13 protein-coding genes and 6 pseudogenes are annotated in these 20282 nt (G+C 59.6%); 5 read left to right on the forward strand and 14 right to left on the reverse strand.

Features of this window, described 5'->3' with window-relative positions; genetic code table 11:
- Nucleotides 1-149: 149 nt before the first annotated feature.
- The 6 genes and pseudogenes from N0Q91_RS20050 to N0Q91_RS20075 form a co-directional block, all read right to left on the reverse strand.
- The gene (locus N0Q91_RS20050; protein ID WP_275598474.1) at nucleotides 150-2132 is read right to left on the reverse strand and encodes an amidohydrolase; all 1983 of its coding nucleotides are present in this window, start codon (nucleotides 2130-2132) and stop codon (nucleotides 150-152) included.
- Nucleotides 2132-2418: pseudogene (locus N0Q91_RS20055) on the reverse strand (XapX domain-containing protein). The gene N0Q91_RS20050 and the pseudogene N0Q91_RS20055 overlap by 1 nt, the downstream one beginning before the upstream one ends.
- A 65-nt stretch (nucleotides 2419-2483) precedes the next feature.
- On the reverse strand, nucleotides 2484-3173 hold the full coding sequence (locus tag N0Q91_RS20060; protein ID WP_275598475.1) for a hydrolase: 690 nt from the start codon (nucleotides 3171-3173) through the stop codon (nucleotides 2484-2486).
- 369 nt (nucleotides 3174-3542) lie between these two features.
- Nucleotides 3543-3776, reverse strand: coding sequence for a helix-turn-helix transcriptional regulator (locus tag N0Q91_RS20065; protein ID WP_345774973.1), 234 nt, complete (start codon nucleotides 3774-3776; stop codon nucleotides 3543-3545).
- Nucleotides 3770-3913: pseudogene (locus tag N0Q91_RS20070) on the reverse strand (AraC family transcriptional regulator); the annotation flags it as partial. The pseudogene N0Q91_RS20070 and the gene N0Q91_RS20065, both read right to left, overlap by 7 nt.
- Before the next feature lie 1218 nt (nucleotides 3914-5131).
- The gene (locus N0Q91_RS20075) at nucleotides 5132-6064 is read right to left on the reverse strand and encodes a VOC family protein (protein WP_275598681.1); all 933 of its coding nucleotides are present in this window, start codon (nucleotides 6062-6064) and stop codon (nucleotides 5132-5134) included.
- A 117-nt stretch (nucleotides 6065-6181) separates the two neighbouring features.
- Here N0Q91_RS20075 and N0Q91_RS20080 point away from each other — a divergent pair, with 117 nt between their 5' ends.
- Nucleotides 6182-7081, forward strand: coding sequence for a LysR family transcriptional regulator (locus N0Q91_RS20080; RefSeq protein WP_275598476.1), 900 nt, complete (start codon nucleotides 6182-6184; stop codon nucleotides 7079-7081).
- 538 nt (nucleotides 7082-7619) lie between these two features.
- Here the strand turns inward: N0Q91_RS20080 and N0Q91_RS20085 are convergent.
- Nucleotides 7620-8456: an alpha/beta fold hydrolase gene (locus tag N0Q91_RS20085; protein ID WP_375341932.1), complete on the reverse strand. Its 837-nt coding sequence runs from the start codon at nucleotides 8454-8456 to the stop codon at nucleotides 7620-7622.
- Between the two features lie 1019 nt (nucleotides 8457-9475).
- On the opposite strand from N0Q91_RS20085, the pseudogene N0Q91_RS20090 reads away from it, so the two are divergent.
- The 3 genes and pseudogenes from N0Q91_RS20090 to N0Q91_RS20100 form a co-directional block, all read left to right on the forward strand.
- Nucleotides 9476-9694: pseudogene (locus N0Q91_RS20090) on the forward strand (glyoxalase III HchA); the annotation flags it as partial.
- A pseudogene (locus N0Q91_RS20095) lies at nucleotides 9669-10056 on the forward strand (transposase); the annotation flags it as partial. The pseudogenes N0Q91_RS20090 and N0Q91_RS20095, both read left to right, overlap by 26 nt.
- Nucleotides 10057-10361: 305 nt before the next feature.
- The gene (locus tag N0Q91_RS20100; protein ID WP_275598478.1) at nucleotides 10362-10667 is read left to right on the forward strand and encodes a hypothetical protein; all 306 of its coding nucleotides are present in this window, start codon (nucleotides 10362-10364) and stop codon (nucleotides 10665-10667) included.
- Nucleotides 10668-10885: 218 nt separating this feature from the next.
- Here N0Q91_RS20100 and N0Q91_RS20105 read toward each other — a convergent pair whose 3' ends face one another.
- From N0Q91_RS20105 to N0Q91_RS20120, 4 genes and pseudogenes are all read right to left on the reverse strand, one after another.
- Nucleotides 10886-11242, reverse strand: coding sequence for a response regulator (locus N0Q91_RS20105; RefSeq protein ID WP_275598479.1), 357 nt, complete (start codon nucleotides 11240-11242; stop codon nucleotides 10886-10888).
- Nucleotides 11243-11258: 16 nt separating this feature from the next.
- Nucleotides 11259-12257 carry a PAS domain-containing HWE histidine kinase family protein gene (locus tag N0Q91_RS20110; RefSeq protein WP_275598480.1) on the reverse strand — a complete coding sequence of 333 codons (999 nt, stop codon included), beginning with the start codon at nucleotides 12255-12257 and terminating at the stop codon, nucleotides 11259-11261.
- A 493-nt stretch (nucleotides 12258-12750) separates the two neighbouring features.
- Nucleotides 12751-13380 carry a DUF1326 domain-containing protein gene (locus N0Q91_RS20115; protein ID WP_275598481.1) on the reverse strand — a complete coding sequence of 210 codons (630 nt, stop codon included), beginning with the start codon at nucleotides 13378-13380 and terminating at the stop codon, nucleotides 12751-12753.
- A 1077-nt stretch (nucleotides 13381-14457) separates the two neighbouring features.
- Nucleotides 14458-15533 (reverse strand): annotated as a pseudogene (locus N0Q91_RS20120) (class I SAM-dependent methyltransferase).
- A 195-nt stretch (nucleotides 15534-15728) separates the two neighbouring features.
- Here N0Q91_RS20120 and N0Q91_RS20125 point away from each other — a divergent pair.
- Nucleotides 15729-16775, forward strand: a complete 1047-nt coding sequence (locus N0Q91_RS20125) for a GlxA family transcriptional regulator (RefSeq protein ID WP_275598482.1) — start codon at nucleotides 15729-15731, stop codon at nucleotides 16773-16775.
- An 823-nt stretch (nucleotides 16776-17598) separates the two neighbouring features.
- Here the strand turns inward: N0Q91_RS20125 and N0Q91_RS20130 are convergent.
- The 3 genes and pseudogenes from N0Q91_RS20130 to N0Q91_RS20140 all read right to left on the reverse strand — a co-directional run bounded on the left by N0Q91_RS20130 (nucleotide 17599) and on the right by N0Q91_RS20140 (nucleotide 20235).
- Nucleotides 17599-17958: a cupin domain-containing protein gene (locus N0Q91_RS20130; protein ID WP_345774932.1), complete on the reverse strand. Its 360-nt coding sequence runs from the start codon at nucleotides 17956-17958 to the stop codon at nucleotides 17599-17601.
- A 470-nt stretch (nucleotides 17959-18428) separates the two neighbouring features.
- Nucleotides 18429-19259, reverse strand: a complete 831-nt coding sequence (locus tag N0Q91_RS20135; RefSeq protein ID WP_275600265.1) for an alpha/beta fold hydrolase — start codon at nucleotides 19257-19259, stop codon at nucleotides 18429-18431.
- A gap of 35 nt (nucleotides 19260-19294) precedes the next feature.
- Nucleotides 19295-20235, reverse strand: a pseudogene (locus N0Q91_RS20140) (homocysteine S-methyltransferase family protein).
- Nucleotides 20236-20282 lie beyond the last annotated feature (47 nt).

The following is a 20282-nucleotide window of genomic DNA, read 5'->3' on the forward strand; positions in this document are numbered from 1 at the left end:
ATGTTCGCCGCGAGGGCTGCGTTCGATGGAGCGATATTGGCTGGTTAACGCATTGCCAACAATTGCAGCAATAGTTTCGATTTAATTGCAAAATCAGCAATTCTGGGGTGACGCTCGGGTGTCGGTGGGCCACCCGAGCTGAACGTTCGTCAGACCGCCCAGCAGGAGCAGCCGAGAGCGCCGAAGAAGCCCTTGAGGTCGGCTATCGGGAGCTTGGATGTCCAGGCCCCGGCATGGTCGTGGCCGTGCACGCCGCAATCACTTGCACATCCGCATGTGGAGATCGCCGTGCGGCGCAAGGATCGCGCGCCTGCCCCTTCCGGTTCGCCCCAGGCCCCGTAACCGCCGAATTTGCGCACCGGAGACCAGTCGGGCATCGCGGGCGGGATCTCGTTCTCGTCGAGCGTCTTGAAGTCGCCTGCGCCATAGACAATCTTGCCGCCGACCATGGTCAGCTCGGAAACGATGAAGGAGATCTCGTCCTCGGCGCAGGAGAAGAAGTCCTTGTCCGGCACCACGAGGTCGGCAAACTGGCCCTTCTCGATACGGCCCTTCTTCCCCTCTTCGTTCGAGAACCATGTGACCTTTTCGGTCCACATGCGCAGCGCCGTCTCGCGATCGAGGCAGTTTGCACGCGGGTAGAGCTGCATTCCGCCGACTGTCTTGCCGGTCACCATCCAGGAGAGCGAGACCCACGGATTGTAGGAGGCGACGCGGGTGGCATCCGTACCTGCCGAGACATTCACGCCCTTGTCGAGCATGCGCTTAATCGGCGGCGTGGCTTCCGCCACTCCATGGCCGTAGCGCTCAACGAAATATTCGCCCTGATAGGCCATGCGGTGCTGAGTGGCGATGCCGCCACCGAGTGCGGCGATGCGGTCGATAGAGCGATCCGAGATGGTTTCGGCATGGTCGAAGAACCAGTTCAGTCCTTCGAGCGGAATGTCCCTGTTGACCTTCTCGAATACATCGAGGGCGCGGGAGATGGTCTCGTCATAGGTGGCGTGGAGACGCCAGGGCCAGCGGTTTTCTGCCAGTACGCGGACGACCTCTTCCAGCTCGCCTTCCATTTCCGGAGCCATTTCTGGACGGGGCTGGCGGAAATCCTCGAAGTCGGCAGCCGAGAAGACCAGCATCTCACCGGCACCGTTGTGACGGAAGTAGTCGTTGCCCTGCTTGTATTTGACCGACTGCGTCCAGTTCAGGAAGTCCTGTTTCTCTTCCTTGGGCTTCTGGGTGAAGAGGTTGTAGGCCAGACGCACCGTCATCTGGTTCTCATCGGAGAGCTTCTGGATGACCGCGTAGTCGTCCGGATAGTTCTGGAAGCCCCCGCCCGCATCGATCACGCCTGTCACGCCAAGCCGGTTCAGTTCGCGCATGAAATGGCGGGTCGAGTTGACTTGGTAGTCCAAGGGAAGCTTGGGGCCCTTGGCCAGCGTCGAGTACAGAATGCCTGCATTCGGCTTGGCCAGCAGCAAGCCGGTCGGGTTACCGTTGGCATCTCGGGTGATCTCGCCGCCGGGCGGATTCGGCGTCTCACGGGTGTAGCCGACCGCGCGGAGAGCTGCCCCATTGAGCAGCGCACGGTCATAAAGGTGCAGGAGGAATACGGGCGTGTCGGGCGCGACGGCATTGATCTCCTCGATGGTCGGGAGGCGCTTTTCCGCGAATTGATTTTCGGTGAAGCCGCCGACGACACGGACCCATTGCGGCGCGGGCGTGATCGCCACCTGGCGCTTCAGCATGTCCATCGCGTCGGCGAGCGAGCGCACGCCGTCCCAGCGCAGTTCCATGTTGTAGTTGAGGCCACCGCGAACGACGTGGGTATGGTTGTCGATCAGGCCGGGAAGGACGCGCTTGCCCTTGAGGTCGACGATTCTGGTGCCGGAACCAGCCAGCACCATGACCTCGCTGTCGGATCCGACTTCCAAAAACAGCCCATCCTTGATGGCGATTGCCGTTGCATTCGGATTGGTCTGGTCTAGGGTCGTCACGCGGCCATTGTGGAGGATCAGGTCGGGATGCATGGTGTCTACTCCGGTCTGGTTGGGATCGGCGGCTTTCGCCGGGGAGAAGAGGTTCGAGAACGCCAGGCTCGACGCGCCTCCGAGGAAGGATCGACGCGTCGTCATCAGCTCCGCTCCTCTACACTCGCCTTTGCCTGATGGGCGACCTCGATACGATCGCTGCCCTTCGGGAGATGACCGAACATGTGCGGCTTGATCTGATGAAGCCATGAGATGGCTGCGGCTCGCTTCTCCAAAGCGTCTTCGCGAACGGAATGATCTGTTCGCCGCCGAGGATTCCGAGAAGGCCGACCAGAGCAATGACAGGCGGTGCTGGTGATCGGACGTTGAGCAGGCTGTAGACAATGCCGACAAGCAGGCCTGCGCCAAGCGATAGGAGGTAGACTTTCATGGGATGATCTCCGGTTGCGAAAGACGCCGCTCCGACCGGGTGATCGGAGCGGCCGGATCAGGCCCCTACTTTGCGGGGTTCGGGCCGATGCGCTTGCCGTGCTTGACGCGTTCCTCGGCGCCGTGAACCATCGTATAGGCGTAGTCGATGCCCATGCCGTACGCGCCGGAATGCTCCTTCACGAGGGTGGTGACCGCGTCATATGTCTCCTTGCGCGCCCAATCGCGCTGCCATTCGAGAAGAACCTGCTGCCAGGTGACCGGGATCACGCCTGCCTGCACCATGCGGTCCATTGCGTATCTGTGTGCGTCGGAGGACGTGCCGCCGGAAGCATCAGCGACCATGTAGATCTCGTATTCAGGAACATCATGGAGGGCAGAGAGCGCGAAGGTGGTGTTGCAGACTTCAGTCCAGAGACCGGAGACGACGATCTTCTTGCGGCCGTTGGCGGCGTTCTTCGCCAGCGCGTCACGGACGTTCTGATCGTCCCAGGAGCTCATCGAGGTGCGCTCAAGGAGGTCGTTCTCCGGGAAGACGGCAAGCAGCTCGGGGAAGGTGTTGCCAGAGAAGGACTGCGTTTCGACCGTGGTGATCGTGGTCGGGACATTGAAGATCTTGGCGGCCTTGGCGAGGCCGACGACATTGTTCTTCAGCGTCTGGCGGTCGATCGACTGGACACCAAAGGCCATTTGCGGCTGCTGGTCGATGAAGATGAGCTGGCTGTTTGCCGGGGTCAGGACTTCGAGCTTGGACATGGGTCAATTCCTCTTCGGTTGTTTGGGACGCCTGGTGCGGCGTCAGAAAATGGGCAGCAGCTATCGATCGGACGCCGCCAAGCGGCGCTCTTTCTGCAATCCTTGGAGTGTTGCTGGCTCTCTGTAGGACCGTTCACCCGTTGTCTTGGCTGCTGAATAGAAACCTATCGCAATGGCCGTAAGCGCAGAATTGCAATATTAATTGCGAATGAATTACGTCCTCCGCAACAATGACATCAGCTTTAAAGCGTCCGCCGCTTGCCCTAGCATCACGCTTCTCGCGCGAAGTATGCGGTGGGTCTTGTCACATAGTCAGGTCGATGGAAGGAAAGGCAGGCAAATCCCGATGACTGGACCGCGGATGCGTGTTTAGCCGCTTCGCCGCCAGGCTCCCGGGGTGGTTCCGACGATGCTCGAAAATACGCGCGTGAAGTGGCTCTGATCCGAGAAGCCGCAGGAGATCGCCACCTCGGAGAGAGCAGCGTCCGACTCGAGTAGCAGGGTCCTTGCCCTAGTGATCCGCTCGCGCAGAAGCCATCGATAAGTGTCATGCCTGTCGTCTCGCGGAACGCGTGGATGAAGTAGCCCCTGGACAGGCCGCAGGCCTGTGCAAGATCCGCGACCGACACGTTGCCATGCAAATTGTCCAGGATCAGCGACTTGGCGACATTCTCCTGAGCGCGGGACAGTTTCCGCGGTCTGGATCCTGCTGCGACGGCACGGTAGCCGTATTGTTGCACGACATGGGTACCGATTGCAGCCGTCAATTGATCGACGAACAGCCTGCTTACCTTCTCCGGATATTCGAGCGCGGGAATCAGGGCGCGCCCCAAGTTGGCGAGAACGGGATCCGGATGGGCAGTGATCGTGTTCAGCGCAGCGACTGTCGGGAGATCGGCCTCCTCGGCGATCAATGCGAGGGACTCCGGAGATATCTCGAGAAGAACGAAATCGAAGGGAGCCTCAAGATCGGCTTTGTAGTCCTCTCCCAGACTGCGTATGTAGACCGAGTCGTGATCGAAGACATGCGTCGTTGCGTAGTGCTCATGAAAGATGCGGCGTGCATGTCCTGGAAGTGTCGAGACACCGACTGCAAATCCCCGGTCGCTGGCAGGAGTACAGACCTGCTGCAAGAAGGCTTCCCTTGAGCCCTTGCGCAAGACGGTGAGGCCGGCGCCCCGAATTGTCTGGTCCTTGTAGAGCTTGTCGAAAGGGCAGCCGAAGCTGTCGGTCGATTCGTCGATAGGATTTTCCAAGGGGGTGGTGGATTTCCTCAGCAAACACGCTACCTTCCACTTCGACTAGGCCTGCAGGCGGCTCTCTTCCCCCGTTTCCTTCCGGGAAGATCGAGCAATTCACTATCCTAACACAGTCGGATGCGCCACAACGGTGGATTGAACGGAAGTCTGCAACAAACGCCGTCGAGGTCTGCTCCAAGGTCCCATAATATGAGTTCATTGTGAGTGAAGCATCGGCGTCGGCCAAGAACATTGGCCGATGGTTCCAGGCGGATAACGCACGGACTTCTCGTGACGAGACCGCTTCATCAGTCCAAAGTGACTATGGCCTACATCGCACGCGGTCACTCCGATCAGGATCCTGCAGTCGTCATACCCGCCGACGACGCGTTTCTCGTCGTGCTATATCTGACCGATGTAGAGCATTCGGACATATGGCGGAACCGACCGCCTTCTCCGTTCAAGATATCCCAGGGAACCCTATGACCCATGAGCCTGGCGCAGAGAGCCGCAATTGCGGTACGCGGGCGGTTCGAAGCGCTTGTGATCCACCTGCCTCGACACAGACCGGTCGCTGGTCGCCTGGTCGCGCACATTGCCCTCCCCCTCAACGCCCACACAGTCTATCGCTACGGGCGTTTGCGCAGCACTCACTGATGCGCCGTGACCCGAATGGTCCTCGACGCATCACTATCTTCTTCACAAGACAGCAGATTGCCTTCAAGCCGCCAGCGGTGCGAGATTGGCCTCGATCTGATCCCGATAATTCTCGTATCGGGTCGGAAGCTTGAGTGCCTCACCGAGATGTGCCGTATCCTCGTCCCGATTGAACCCCGGCTCATTCGTAGCAATCTCGAACAGAACTCCGCCGGGTGTACGGAAGTAGATCGCCCAGAAGTAATCGCGGTCGATGACGGGCGTGACCTGATAGCCGGTATCCATCAGTGCCTTGCGGACCTCAAGCTGCTTCTCACGGTTATCGACGGCGAAAGCGATGTGGTGAACCGAACCTGCGCCCTGACGCGCAAAAGGCGTCTTCGGCAAAGCTGCGAGATCGATGGTATCCGCCCCGTTGCCATTGGGGATGATGAAGCGGGTTACGTCACCTTCCTTCTCGGCGCGCTGATAGCCCATGAAGCCGAGCAGCTCCTCGGTCGCAGAGGTGTCATGAAGGCTGAAGCGAGCGCCGGCGAAACCGCGGATAGCCGCATCTTCGGGGATTCCATCTGCAACCCACGGAGTCCGCGCGTCCTCGGGAGATTCGATCAATGCAAGGTCGTCGCCGTCTGGTCCCATGAAGCGAAGCCGGTTGGCGCCAAAGACGGTGTCCAGTTCCAGACCGTCCACGCCTTGAGCGGTGAAGCGATCCTGCCAGAACTTCAGCGATCCCTTCGGCACCGAGAACTGGATTTCGCCGACCTCGCCCACGCCAGGGCGGCCAAGCATCATGTTCGGGAACGGGAAGTAGGTCATCACTGTCCCGGCGGAGCCGATCTCGTCACCGTAGTACAGGTGGTAGACGCTCGGGTCGTCGAAGTTGACCGTCTGCTTGACGCGCCGCAGACCAAGCGTGTCCGTAAAGAAGCGGTTGTTCTGGCGCGCGTCCGATGCCATCGAAGTCACGTGATGCAGTCCCTTGATATCCTTGATCATGGCGATGCCTTTCAATGAGCGTTGGTGTTCAGGTGTTGATATGAATGTAGACTCATTGATCGCCGCCAAGAATTGCAATATTCCTTGTGATTGAATTGCAGTTTTCGAAACAATGCCATGAACGAATACAAAGCCCTTCGCACCTTCCTCCTGGCCGCCGAGAAACGTAACTTCGCCCAAGTTGCCCGCGAGCTAGACATGACACCCGCGGCCGTCACGCGCGCTATCGCAGCGCTTGAGGCGGAACTTGGCGTGCAGCTCTTCGTTCGCACGACCAGGCAAGTGTCTCTGACGACCGACGGCGCGATCTTTGCCGCGCAGATCCAACCCGCGGTGAAGACACTTGAAGAGGCGCGGCGTGAGGTGATGAACGCTCACAAAGCCGAAGAGGGGCGGCTCCGGATCAGTGCACCGACGTGGTTCGGCAAGGCTGTGCTGCCGCCGATCCTTTCGGGGTTCAAGGAACGATATCCGAAGATGAGCTTCGAGATCTCGCTGTCGGATGGATTGGTGAACATCGTCGACGACGACTACGATCTAGCGATCCGTATCTCCTCGCAGCCCTCTGACAAGTTCACCATCTGGCGCAAGATCAGGGTGGTGCCGCGCATCCTAGTTGCCGCTCCCGGGAGCCGGTTCGTCGACATGCGGCACCCGAACGAATTGACACCTGACGACTGCCTCGCCTACAGCAGCGAAAGCCGGCGAGAGAACTGGATACTGTCGGACGGCGGATCGAGCTTGACGATCTCGGCTGGCCGGGCATTCAGCGCCAACAACGGTGAAGTGCTCGCCGACATGGCCGCGGATGGCGCGGGTGTCGCCATGCTGCCAGGATTCCACATTTCCGAGCACCTTCGTACCGGGCGTCTGGTACACGTCTTCCGGGGCTGGGCACCGCCGGACTTGTGGTTAACCCTTTACTATCCGCCCTACCAGGCCCTTCCGCCGCGGATCGCCTCCTTCTCGAAATTCTTTGAAGAGCAGGTTCCGGTGCACATGGTCACGCTGGATTGAAGCGGGATCCAGGTGATCGCATCAGCTCGCTTGTTTTGCCTTGATTCGTTCGGCGACGATCGCCTTCAGATGCCAGAGGTTCCGGTCGCGGATTCCTTCCGCCTCTAGATAAACGATCGTGTTCTGCAGATATTGCGCGCACTACTGCCCTGCCCGCAGACACAGGCAATGTGGGTGGCAGTAGATTCTGTCGACAGTCGCTGTGTGAGGCCGGATCGCCTTGTATTTACCTTGAACGACAGGGCACGTCGCGGACCTTCGGGTGTCTGCACCAGGGTTCCAGCGGACCATGTCCCCGACTTCGCGGTGTCTGATCTCGCGCGCCCCGAGCGGGGAACGTAGGCCAAGATCGGATCGCCGCCTGCCTCCCGTTCGAGCCTATTGACGAAATCGTCGAGTTCCACTTCGGAGCGCGCTCCGGGCTGCAGTCTTGAATTTGTCGCAACGTCACAGCAACAGGTCAGGAGTTAGCTTCAGGCACGCGTAGAACAAGATCGGAGCCGCGACCGCCTCTGCATCGCGGCTCCGATGATTTCGGTCAGGACTGAACGAAAGCCAGCAGGTCTGCGTTCAGAACGTCGGCATTGACGGTCAGCATGCCATGCGAGAAGCCCGGATAGGTCTTGAGCGAACCATTATTCAGGAGCTTGGCAGACTTAAGCGCCGAGTCGGCAATCGGCACGATCTGATCGTCCTCGCCGTGCAGGACGAGTGTCGGAACCGTGATCGCCTTCAGGTCTTCCGTCTGGTCCGTCTCTGAGAAGGCCTTGATGCCGTCGTAGTGGGCCTTCGCGCCGCCAATCATCCCCTGCCGCCACCAGTTCTGGATGACACCTTCCTGGGCTGTCGCGCCATCCCTGTTGAAACCGTAGAAGGGGCCTGCGGGAACATCACGGAAGAATTGCGCTCGGTTGCCGGCGAGCGCCGAACGGAAGCCATCGAAAACCTCGATTGGCAGACCCTCGGGGTTGCTTTCAGTCTTCAGCATCAGCGGCGGAACGGCGGAAACAAGAACCGCCTTGGCAACGCGGCCGGACGGCTGACCGTGCTTGGCGACGTAGCGGGCGACTTCACCGCCGCCAGTGGAGTGGCCGATATGGATGGCATCTTTCAGATCGAGTGCTTCAACGACGGCGAAGGCATCGGCGGCATAGTGATCCATGTCATGTCCGTGAGCGACCTGCGCGGAGCGGCCGTGGCCACGACGGTCATGGGCGACGACACGATAACCCTTGGAGAGGAAGAACAGCATCTGTGCGTCCCAGTCGTCCGACGACAGTGGCCAGCCATGGTGGAAGACGATCGGTTGAGCGTCCTTCGGGCCCCAGTCCTTGTAAAAGATTTCGACGCCGTCCTTGGTGGTTACATATGCCATTGTCTTGGTTCCTTCGATGGGGTTGATGGCGGCAGCCGCATTGGCTGCGAAGCTGAGTGCGGGTGAAATGGTCATGACCGCTGCGGCGGCACCTGCGGATAGCAGCACGCTCTTGCGTGTCATGGAAGAAAGCGTTTCGGTCATCAGGCGTCCTAACGAACTTCGTCTTTGAGAGCTTCAGGCGAAGCTAAGTTCGTCTGACAGGTTGATAATGCCGTCAGATTCCATGTCTCACAATTGCATCAATGGTTTCTAGTTTATTGTGCATTTCGCAATGACGGGGTTCTTACATGCCGATCGTGTTGATCCATCCACCGGGTGGATGATCACTGCGCTCGAAGTCCCTTTGGTCGGATGGCATGAAATTGATCAGCGCATGATGCACCTTTTTCTGGATCGATCGAACCATTTCGTGGATCGACACACAATTCCCAGGCTCTCCAGGGCGGCGACCAATCCGCGCTCAGCCGACGTGCCCGAGACCATCTGGTGGGCGCAAGGCCAGGTGTCCGGTATGCGACAGCAGATCGTCGGTCATTGCGCGTGAGATAACCGGCGCCACTGAGACGTTGTCCCAATCGCCTCGTCCTGACGGAAGCCGGTTCTTACCGGCCGGCATACGTGATCCACGCCCTCGAGGGTCGCCGGTCAGCGGCTTCGGCAACAGCTTCGGAGTCCCTGGCGACTCGGAGTTCCTCGGTGATCCGGGCCTCCGTAGACCATGTCTGTCCTCGAGAACGCATATCTGCGCAATCGGCCTGCACGCGCCTCCCACTCAAGACCTTCAACTTTGTCGGCGATCGCGCAGCATCCGTATGGAGAGGCTCCTGTTTCCGGAAACCAGGACCTGAGCGGCATCATAGACCGAACTAGATAGGTGGCCCGGCATGGGGCACTATCACAGATCCTGCGTGCGGCGGCATGCCGATTGGGAGCAACTTTGAGGGAAATCCCGCATTTTACTTGATGGAGCGTCGCCTACTTTCGGAGCTCCATTACAGGAGGAATTGATCGTGCACATCCTACCACTCAGTAAAGACCCTCAGCCCGACGAAGCCGAGTTTAACGCCTTCTTCCCTTCAAAGTTCTCTTTGAGCCAGTTCACCAGCCCGAAGAGCGATCTGGCGGATGCCGACTATCCGCAACCGTATCGCGGTTCGCGACGAATTCTAGTGATCTGCACTGACGAACGCTATTTGAAAATGGAGAATGGCACGTTGTTCTCGACGGGCAACCATGTTGACGATCAGCCAGGCGAGAAAGGTCGATGCTTTGAAACAGGGCTCGCTATTCGCTTCAATGCGCAGCCTTGCTCTGCGCTTCCGCGGAATCTTTGCAGCCGCGATCCGGGCAAGCTCGACAGCTGGATTCGCGATGCCGTCAACTCGGGTTTGGTCGCTGTTGAGCGGTTCGCACGCGTCCTGCACCGCGATCTTGACGCCGTCTACAACGCCATCGAGCTGTCGTGGAGCAACGGCCGGGCGGAGGGCAAATCAACCGCCTGAAGACAAACAAGCGTGCGATGTATGGCAGAGCTGGCGCCGAGCTGCTTAGGGCACGCATGTTGCCACTCGACCAAAATCGCCACCACACAAAATGAGGAAGACCCTCTTTAAAGGCCAAACCTGGCTGAAACCTCCGCATTCTCACTTTAACTGGCAGCGACACCTCCGCCTGCTTCGCTCTGCCAAAGGCGGAGTGGAAAACGGGAGTGGGGCGGAACTCTTCTATTCTGGGCTGCTTTGCATGAAGACACACCGAGCCTCCAGTACCGCCGCTCGCGCGCTACGGCGCGGTCGAAGCCGCATTTGTGGGAACACCACCCCTGTCAAGCGATGGTTGGAGTTGACCGTTTGCGATGACAGGGCGACACTTGCAACCTGCAGCAGGACAGGAGGAAAAATGATGGCCGAGCCAGAGCACTGGCACCACATGGCAAGCGCGCCGAAAGACGGCAGTCGGATCCTCGTCACTATCCGCCCATCCGAGCAGGGGGCGGCCGAAGTTGACCTCGCCTACTGGTCGAATGGCGATCAGTTCGGTGCAGAAGGCTGGCGCGCCGCTGATTCGTCGCCCGGCTGCATCATCGAGTACGCAGAGCCAGAATTGAAGTGCTGGATGCCCATGCCAACGGCCAATCTCAATCGCACCTCTATGCCCTCACCGTGGGAAGGCGAGGACGAGCGAGAGCTCGACGGGTCAGGAATTTAAGAACTCGCGCTGCCGGCAATCTCCGTCGGTCCCGTTGATACATTTTGCGTTCCTTAGCAGATGCCCGCAACGCGATCGCAGTTCTTGTGGCGCTCCAACGCGCGGCACAGAGGGACGGCGTCGCCGTTCGTTCGTTAGCTCTCCCGTGCATTGAGCGGCAGCGGCTTAAGCGACGTCCCCTGCCCCGCGACGCTCGAATGAGCCAAGCAATGAGCGGGTCATGATGAGATGCACTGCTCCAGCACCGTGAACAGGCGGCGCTCCTCGGTCGGCTTGCCCACATTCGGGGCCCCCACCAAAACGTCCCCGCCGATGAGCTCCGGTCTGCTGTAGGCGCTCGCCACGATAAACGGTACGTTCCGCGCGCGCAGAGCCTCCGCCACCAACGTCACCGTTCCATCTTTCAAGGTCACGTCAAGCAGGGCGACGGCAGGAAGCTCGTCGCTCAGAAGCCGGAGTGCCTCCTTCACGGTGGCCGCCGGTCCGAGGACGCGCCATCCACGACTCTCAAGCAAAAGCTTGAGGTCCATAGCGATCAGGAACTCGTCTTCAACGACAAGCACTGCCTTGTGCATCCGACCGGCCTCGATGTCATGAGACCGATCCGAGCGGGGCGACGATCTCCACCTCCAAACCCGCCGACGTGTAATTCAGTTCCACCTCGCCGCCCAGTTCATGGCGCGCGGCAAACTCAATAAGCTTCGTGCCAAATCCCAAAGAGTTTGGCGTCGCTACTGGCGGCCCGCCAGTCTCCTGCCATACAAGCCTCAAACATCGAGCGCTCGCTTCCTCCGCGTCCCATCGGACGCGGACCTGACCGCTGGGCACTGAAAGGGCGCCGTATTTGACCGCGTTCGTGGCGAGTTCATGCAGGATCAGGCTTAGAGACATTACTTGCCCAGCCACGAGCGGTACGATCGGGCCGGCCTCGATGAGGACCGAGGCGGGATGTGATGCATACGGTTCCAGCGTCCGTTCGACCAGTTCCTTCAAGCCCGTCTCGTCATCTTCGGAGAAGGCAACTTCGTGCGCCTGTACAAGGGCATTGAATCGCCCGAGGAAAGCGTCACGGTATTCCTCGCCGGACCGGCCTTGTACCGAGGTTTGGCGCGCTATCGCCTGGACCAGGCCAAGCAAGTTCTTCATTCGGTGCCGAAGTTCGCCGACAAGGAGGTCCTTCTCTGCCTCGCGCTCGCGGCGTTTCGTGGCGTCGACGATCGAGAGAAGCAGGGTGCGGCTGTTGTTGTCGGGATGGAAGAGCCGGTGCGCGCTGACGAGCATCGTCCTTTGACCAAGAGCTGGGAAATCGTGCTCGACCTCGTAGTCCACCACCGCCGTGCTCTTCGGGATCACGTCTTCGAGCAGGTGGCGCAGCTCTGGGATATCCCATTGCCGATTTCCGAGTTCGTAGAGGTGCTGCCCAATCGTTTCGTCGCGGGCGACCTTGAATGCAGCAAGGAAGGCCCGGCTGGCGCTCTGGACACACAGATGCTGGTCAAGGACAAGCAACGGGTCGGGGACGGTGTCGAATATGCCTTGCGCTTGGACGTGGCCGTTTCGCAAGAGGCGGTAGAGGTCTTCCAGATCCATCGGTTGCTTCGTTCCCCTGCTCGACATCGCAAAAATGATACTACACCCGTCCGTGCGCCCGAAAAACGGCTTTGCTGTCGTCGTGAAAAATTGGCGAAGTCGGAAACGACACCGCTATTCAGCAGCGTGATTTCTACCCGGTGCGGTCTCAAGCCGCCATTCAGTCCGAAATCATTCCGCCTCGAATTCCGAGGATCAGTTGCTCGCCTGGCACGATGAAGATAGCAGGCAACGGTCGCCACACTGTTGCTCGACTGCAAGCATCTGCGCGAACAGCTTGCGGTTGCCGAGAGTTCACGAGGAATCTCGATGGCGCCGGCGGAATTCACGTGGGATGTTCACGTCATCGCCGCAGCCGTGAGGTCCGTTCTCTTGATGCCGTCCCGTGCTCTACACGACGGTTAAAGTTGCAGGTGCGGTTTGTGATGGTGTCGCTATGCCCCTCCCGCATGAAGATCGTCAATAATGAAGCGCTGGCTCCTTGCCCCTGCGGCTATTGAATACGCCCATGCTGATTAAAATGCAGCTCGCACCAGTGAGCGTAACTGTCTTCCAAGTTCAACGGCACACCCGTGAATGACGACGACCATCCGCGACCGACTTCGTTCCGCTCGTATTCGAAGCCGTTCGGCAGGAGAATACCAACGCGATGCTCGTCGCCGGTTACCGGGTTCAGGATAGGCTCGCCACGGCCAATGGCGACGCCCTCCGCTTTGCACTTCGCCCGACGAGCCTTCAGGTCGACATCGATGCTGATCGCCGTATAGATCGGATCGCGGACGGTTTCGCACATCGCAGTGTAGACCGCCCAGAACGTTGCCATCGGATCAGTTTCCTCGCCGGTCAGAATACTGAGGAGTGCACTGCGCTGAGCGTCGTCCGCACGTTCGTCGATGATCGGCTGCATGACGCCGCGACCCTCATGAACCGCACCTGGCCAAGCAACGGCGATGGCCATATTCAATCCGTCGAGCTTCGCCGCGCCGAAATTTCCCCTGGCGATCGTGAAGAATCCTATGGCCTGACAATGGCCATGGGTCGGTAAGGCATTGAACTGGCACGGGCATCCGTAGGAACAGTTGCAATTTCCGAATTCCATTCCGTGGAGTTCCCAATCCGTCATTGTTTCCTCCCTGTGTCGCCGGTACGCACCCATGCGCCGCCATGGCGCGATGATCTCCACCTCCGGCACTGCGAATTAATATGTTACCACCAATTGGCGCGGCAAGACCCAACGAAGCGCATTAAGCTGTGCCCCGCTTGGCTCCTATGATGTTGGTTTTCGGACGCGTGACCACTTGCGCGCGACTCAGGCGCCATGCGAACTTGATTTCAGTTTGCTTAGATATTCGGTGATTGAATGAATGAGCTGATGGCGGTCACAGTGCTCCCGCCTGCACGCTAAATTGGCTGATCGTTGCGTCGCAAAGGATTGGATGACGCGCGGACCCGCCACGATCAGATCCGACACTATTCGGTTCAGGTATGTCTCGGACCGCCTGCGGTGGATACAATACCATTTGGCTCACGGTACAGCGCTCCATCGGCGGCCAGCAGCTTTTTGCAAGATCATCGTCGAATTCCGGCCGGGCGATCCTGACGCTTCCGAGTGCTCCCTCAAGGCGTGGGATCTCTGCGAGGACGCCGTAACGCGAACCGCACCGCCGGCCCATGCGATTCCGTCCTCGCGCTTTTCTACATAATGTCGGTCATGCCTTGCATGCCGGTGTCGCTGGGCCAGAGCGGCCAGGGATTGGGCGCCACATGCGGCCTTGAACTCGCGTCCGCGATGCTGCCTCAAGCATAGTGCTCGCGTTCGCCTCACGATGCCGTTAACGCCTCTTTCGTGACGCAGCCTTGAGCATGACCAGGCTGGTTGCGGCAAATGACCGTCTGTAGACCACAGTCTGCCAACGCAATCTCTAACCTGCTAACGCCGATGTCTTTCAGCATATGCTGATCCGCTGCCAGGAGGGCACGGGTAGTGGCCAACCGCTTTCTGTGGTCGAGAAGGTTTCTCAATCCGGCTCGCAAAACTGCTACCAGGACCCGCTCTGTCCCTCGGAACGGCCATGCCGCCAGTGATGTCGCTACCGTGCTTTTCATTTTGCTGCTCCACGCTGCCTTAGAAGGGGCGAAGGCGACGCTCGCCCCCCTTTGCTTGCTGCCGCTCGAAGCGCAAGAGACGGCTGCCGAAAGTTTAGAGCCGTGCTTCGAGGATCAGGTTGAACGGCGTTTCCATCGCGCGCCGAAAACGGGTGAATCCGGCTTTGCGGAAGACCCCGGCGAGCCTGCTTTCGCCGGCCTGCGCCCCAAGCACCATTCGGCCGCCATCGGAAATCGCGTGGGCGCAGCAGATCGTGGTCGAGGCCGCGTAGTACATCCTGGCCACGGGCGAGATATTGTCTTCGACCCGATCATTGGCAAAAGGCTCGACGAGCATCACCGTGCCGTTAGGCGCGATCGCCTTGGCTGCGTACGTCGCGGCAGCGACCGGATCACCCATATCGTGCAGACAATCGAAGAAGCAGATCAGATCGTAGCCGGACCCGGGATAACTGTCCGCCGCAGCTTCCGCGAAGGTGACCCGTTCCGAAACGCCTGCCTCGGCAGCAACCTCGCAAGCCTCATCCACGGATTCGCGATGCGCGTCGAAGCCCCGGAACAGCGAAGCCGGAAAGCTTTGGCCATGAGTACCGTTGAATGCCCATGCCCGCAGCCAATATCCGCCACGAGTGCGCCCGCTTCCAGCTTTTCGACTACGCCATCGAGGGCCGGCAGCCATTGCGAGACGAGGCTTGCCTTGTAGGCATTGCGGTAGAAGCCGGCGACTCCGCAATAAAGTCGCCCGTCGTGATCGCCCCAATGTACGCCATTGCCGGTGCGGAAAGCCTCCACCGCTTTGTCCTCGTCCGCCCACATCGACGCCGGGACAGCCCAGGCGTTGGGAATGAAGAGAGGACTGTCCTCGTTGGCAAGGACAAGCACCTGCTCCGGGGTGAGTTCATAGGTGCCGCTCACCGCGTGGTAGAAGACGTATCCGCCGGCGACCTGAGAATTTAGCCATTCCCGAACATAGCGTTCAGCACAGCTCGCGCGGCTGGCAAGCTCGTGCGATGTCAACGGCCCGGCTTCCGCCATGGCCTTATAGAGGCCGAGCCTGTGGCCAAGACTCACCATAACTCCACCGTATCCGGCCGAGAGGTCGCCGAGCACGCGCGCCACAAGTGCATCCAGCTTGGCAGTGTCGATCGTGTTGGTCTGGACAGGTTCCATTTCATCCATCTCCGTTCAGATAGCATGGCCGGAGCATTGCAGTTCCTACCGACTATCGGCAGAGCGGCACTGGCCAGAATCGGGCCGATCGTGCCACATGAGGTTTGATATCGATCGGGCAAATACCCGATCTCGAGCGTGGCGCGGCTGCCTTGTCCACGTTATCTTGCGGCCTCCAAGTCAAAGGAATTCAACATGCCGCATTACGCTGGGCAGCCTGGGTCGGAGCCGCTCCATGTGAGCCTCGTTGCCATCCCCGAGGCCGTCGTGTCGACGCTTAGCGGGATCTTCGATGTGATGAATGCCTTTGCCGTGATGCCTCCGGGCAACTCACAGCCCCTCGCTCCACCGTTTCGGGTCGAAATTGTCGGGCTGCATCCCGGCCTGCTGGAGCTTGCCAGTCGCGTCCCGATCACCGTCCAACGCAGTATTACGGCGCTCGATACAACCGACATCATCATCGTACCGTCCGTCCTGCTTGGACCGGATGGCTGGCACAAGGATCGCCACCCGGAACTAGTAGGATGGCTTCGAACCATGCATCGGCGGGGAGCACTTCTGTGCTCCGCCTGCTCCGGCATTTTCCTGCTCGCCGAAACAGGACTCTTCGATGGGGTAGAGGCGACGGTGCATTTCGGCTACGCTAACGCCTTCAAAACTGCGTTCCCGGAGGTGCTTATCCATCCTGAACGAGTTCTGGTCGTCTCGGGCAAACGCGAGGAACTCGTCAGTTCCGGTGCCTCGATGACGTGGCACGATCTGGTGTTGTACCTCATTGCAAGACATGTTGGATCGACTGCCGCACAGGCCGTTGCTCACTTCTTCGCCCTTCAATGGCATCAGGATGGACTTGCGCCCTACATAGTCTTCGAAGGGCGCAACGATCATGGCGACAGCGCAATCCGATCTGTGCAGGAATGGGTGGCGACGCATTTCTATGTCGCAAACCCGCTGGAAGAAATGATCCGCCGGTCCGGGCTCGGCGAGCGGACGTTCAAGCGCCGCTTCACTGCCGCGACCGGCTTCAGCCCAATTGCCTATGTGCAGCGGCTTAGGATCGAGGAGGCAAAGCGCCGATTGGAGCGAACGGAGGCGTCCGTCGACGAAATCGGCTGGCTGGTCGGATACGAGGAACCAGCTTTTTTCCGCCGCCTCTTCAAGCGTGTAACCGGGTTGACGCCTGGGATTTACCGCCGGCGGTTCAGAATCCCAGAATTTGCCCAGGTCGGCGTCAAAACCTGAGTCTACGCACTGGATCTTGGTTTCATCCCGACACTCAGTCCTCCCACTGGCGGCGATCCTAGTCGCGCTCCCTCTCAGACCGTCAGGCCGCTGATCTTCCAACCGTTATTCCGATCTGCCCGGAAAGGCGACAGCAAGCTGCAATTTGGCAGGGGCATTTAAGGTCAGTTAACGGCTCTCTACGCCGCTTGCGGAGAGGCACCGGATCGCACGAAGCGGAGTGACAGGTACCGAGAACCGAGACCCAGAAAGCGGCGGCGCCCTCGCTCCCATGAATATGGTTTGTTTCGTTACCGAAGCGGCGGCTTTCCGATCGGCATAATGGATTGTCTTGACGCGAACACCTTAACGCCTGCTGTCTGGGGCCATCTGAAGAAGGGCCTGCGCAGCTGTTGCCTGCGAAGGTCCCGCCCGAGCCCGAGCAGGATCGACGCAGCTTTGACTGCGGCGGAGCTGTCGAGGCGAACGCCGCGTAAAGCACACCAGTCCTCCAATACCTCGCGCATGAGCAGAACCTCGTCTCTAAAACCATCTGCACCGGATTTGTCCAAGCCTTTTTCCTCCCGAATCTAGCGGTTGAACAAGCGCCCGGGCCGTGATTTGGATCTCGATGCCATAGCGTCTGAGCCGGATTTTGCCTCCGAGCAGATCCGCCACAACTTGACCAGGCAGACGGAGAATATCGGCGATCCGGAAAGGCCCTGCTGCTTTCGCGTGTAGCCTGCTGAACGCGCGAGCAATTTACAACCAAAACCTTCAGTGGGCCACTCGACACCTTGGCGCGTGACGCGCTTTGATGCCCCCACATGCGGGACAGCAATTTTCAGGGATGGATTGTGACGGCCAAGCGTCTGGCCTCTTCGATGAGCCGCGGGATGTCTGGCGGTGAGTCGGAAGGCGGGGGAAATTCACTCGTACCCACCGGCATTGGCTCGCCCAAACTCGAGAAAAACGCCGCATGGATCCTCCCAGGCACGTTGAAGACAAACATGCGCCCGGAGCTCTCGCCGATATTCTTCAGTGCATGAACCGCTCCGTTCGGGATTGCTACGACGTCTCCGGAGCGGGCAATACGCTCCTCTCCATCGATGTGAAAGGCGTAGGTGCCCTCCAGAATGCAGAAGACCTCGTTGTCTTCGCCGCACGTGCACTGCAGTCGGGATCTGACGGCGCTCCGCGCTATCGGCGCGCGGCACGGCGCCTGCCGATGTTCAGGGAGGCTCTGGCACCTGTCGGCACGCGACTTGGCGAGAAAAAACTGGAAGAGTTTGCGGTCTCAGCCGTGTCCGGCTTCGAGAACTACATAACGATGAAGGATATTCTGGGCCAGGACCAAGCGCGTATCGAGGCGCGACAATCCTCGATGCGCTGCTGGACAAATACGGGGTTGCCTGACCGGCTCTCCCTCGGACGCGTCGGCTCACCTATACGTCACGCTCCAGACACGACCATCGCTGCCCGTCGTGTGGGGCCAGGATTATATTTCTTCCGTCTTGCGGTGAGGTCGACCTTGCGGAACACCCCCGCGGCCCGGTTTTCGCCGGTCTGCGCTCGAGCACCATAAGGCCGCCATCGGAAGTCGCGTGGGCGCAGTCGTTGATCGTTGTAGGCGCCCGCCTACAGGCCACAAGGCGATCGGCTATTTGGCGCTCCTCAACCGGGTATTCGCGACAGCGCCACCGTCTCGACGAAGGCTGCAGCGTCGCGCACGAAGCGCTCCGGCTCTTCCCAATGAAATGAATGACCGGAGGTTTCGTAGATCAACAATTGGGCGTTGCGGATCGCACCCAAAAGCTTGTTCTGATCCGACCGCGGAAAGAAATTGTCATAAGCGCCCCATACGATGAGTGTGGGAGCCCCGATGCAGTGGAGATCGCGCGTATGATCGGCGTTCATCAGCCCCTTTAACACCGCACGCCATACCCTGGCCGGAACTTTGAGGCTTTCGCTGACGAAGATATTAAGGAGTTGATCCGGAATTGGTTGTTTCACCGTGCTTCGCTGAAAATCGAAGGCGAAGGCCCTTCCAACAGGATCTTCGAGCTGCGAAACTCCTTCCCGCCAGAGTTCGTCCGCAACGATGTTACCGATCAGCGTCGGGAACGAGCCCATAAGGACAAGCCCGGAAACACGCTCGGGATAGTCGATGGCGATGCGCTGTGCCACGAAACTTCCCATTGAGTGGCCGGCAATGACTGCGCAGGGAATGCCGAGCCTGTCCAGGAGCCTTACCGCGTCCGCTGCGAAATCTACGGGCGAGTAGCCGCTGTCGGGCTTATCTGCCTCGCCGTGCCCTCTTTGCGTAAAGGCGATCGCGCGGATCGAGATCGGAAACTTCGACAGCACCGATTCAAACGAGCGCCAGCTATCGGGATAACCGTGCAGGAGGAGCAGCGGCATCCCGGTGGGATCGCCATGCTCGACGCAAGGAACCGAAAGGCCGTCAACGAGTGTGACGGTGTATGATCTCAGATTCTCGCTCATGGCGTCGCCCCATACGTATGCTTTCAAAAGTCGCGTCAGGCTGCTTCCATGCAGCTCATGCAGATCTGCTCGATGTGGCGATGATCCGTACCGCAGCAGCCACCGAGCACTTTGATGTGCGGAAAACTGCGACGCAGATCCCGATATTGCAGGCCGAGCTCTATCGGATTGCCATCATCGAGTTCCGTCGCGTTGTCGAGCTCGGCATGGCTGCATTCCGAGGCATTGGCCCTTATCCCGTACAGCCGTTGAACCCAGGCTTCCCCATCAAGGACGTCCATGAAGTGGGTTGGATGGGCGCAGTTAATCATGAAATATTGCGGCCCGTTGCCCGTTGCTAGGTCGACGGCCTCGATGGCGTCCCGAAGACGATCGCCGGTGGGGAGGCGTCCGTCGGTCTCGACCGTGAAGGAAATGACGGCCGGTAGTCCGGCAGCTTGTGCAGCGCGCGTCACGCCGATTGCTTCGTTGGTGTTCGTCATGGTGATGGCGGTGACCAGATCGACGCCGACTTCGGCGAAGACGCCGATTTGCCGAGCGTGATAAGCCTGAGCCTCGTGCGGGCTCATCACCTTGCCTGGATCATAGCCGTCCCCGCGAGGACCGATGCAGCCGCTGATAATCATCGGCGAACGGTCGGTCTCCAACTCTGTCCTCAGCTCGTGCAGGAGTGCGATCGCCTTGCGATTTGCCTCGTCAAGCGCAGCTGCGGAATAGCCAAGCTTGTCGCCCCAGTCGGGGCTCGCCCGCCAGGTGGCGCTTTCCAGGATGAAGCCCGCTCCGTTCTTTCGCGCGATCTCCGCGTGGCGGCGATAGTAGTCACGCAGCGCTTGCGTGCCTTGTTCGTCCCGCAGCAGATGGAAGGCGGCGAAATGGGGAGATCGAAACCATCCCGGAATGTCAGTGTTGTCTCGATTCCGGCGTCGGTTAGAATGATGCCTCCGCTACGCTGCGGCAGTCGTCTAAGATCAATCATTATTTATGTCCTCCCATGCTGGACAGCCGTGATCGCGGTAGCGTTGA

The sequence above is a fragment of the Sinorhizobium prairiense genome, from assembly GCF_029201645.2.
GTDB classification, from domain to species: Bacteria; Pseudomonadota; Alphaproteobacteria; order Rhizobiales; family Rhizobiaceae; genus Sinorhizobium; species Sinorhizobium meliloti_A.

Excerpts from the sequence above, each read along its gene's own strand:
- N0Q91_RS20080 (WP_275598476.1), top strand. The coding sequence starts at position 6,182 with ATGAACGAATACAAAGCCCTTCGCACCTTCCTCCTGGCCGCCGAGAAA.
- N0Q91_RS20050 (WP_275598474.1), bottom strand. The coding sequence starts at position 2,132 with ATGACGACGCGTCGATCCTTCCTCGGAGGCGCGTCGAGCCTGGCGTTC.
- N0Q91_RS20135 (WP_275600265.1), bottom strand. The coding sequence starts at position 19,259 with ATGAGCGAGAATCTGAGATCATACACCGTCACACTCGTTGACGGCCTT.
- N0Q91_RS20075 (WP_275598681.1), bottom strand. The coding sequence starts at position 6,064 with ATGATCAAGGATATCAAGGGACTGCATCACGTGACTTCGATGGCATCG.
- N0Q91_RS20125 (WP_275598482.1), top strand. The coding sequence starts at position 15,729 with ATGCCGCATTACGCTGGGCAGCCTGGGTCGGAGCCGCTCCATGTGAGC.
- N0Q91_RS20105 (WP_275598479.1), bottom strand. The coding sequence starts at position 11,242 with ATGCACAAGGCAGTGCTTGTCGTTGAAGACGAGTTCCTGATCGCTATG.
- N0Q91_RS20110 (WP_275598480.1), bottom strand. The coding sequence starts at position 12,257 with ATGGATCTGGAAGACCTCTACCGCCTCTTGCGAAACGGCCACGTCCAA.
- N0Q91_RS20100 (WP_275598478.1), top strand. The coding sequence starts at position 10,362 with ATGGCCGAGCCAGAGCACTGGCACCACATGGCAAGCGCGCCGAAAGAC.
- N0Q91_RS20060 (WP_275598475.1), bottom strand. The coding sequence starts at position 3,173 with ATGTCCAAGCTCGAAGTCCTGACCCCGGCAAACAGCCAGCTCATCTTC.
- N0Q91_RS20085 (WP_375341932.1), bottom strand. The coding sequence starts at position 8,456 with ATGGCATATGTAACCACCAAGGACGGCGTCGAAATCTTTTACAAGGAC.
- N0Q91_RS20115 (WP_275598481.1), bottom strand. The coding sequence starts at position 13,380 with ATGACGGATTGGGAACTCCACGGAATGGAATTCGGAAATTGCAACTGT.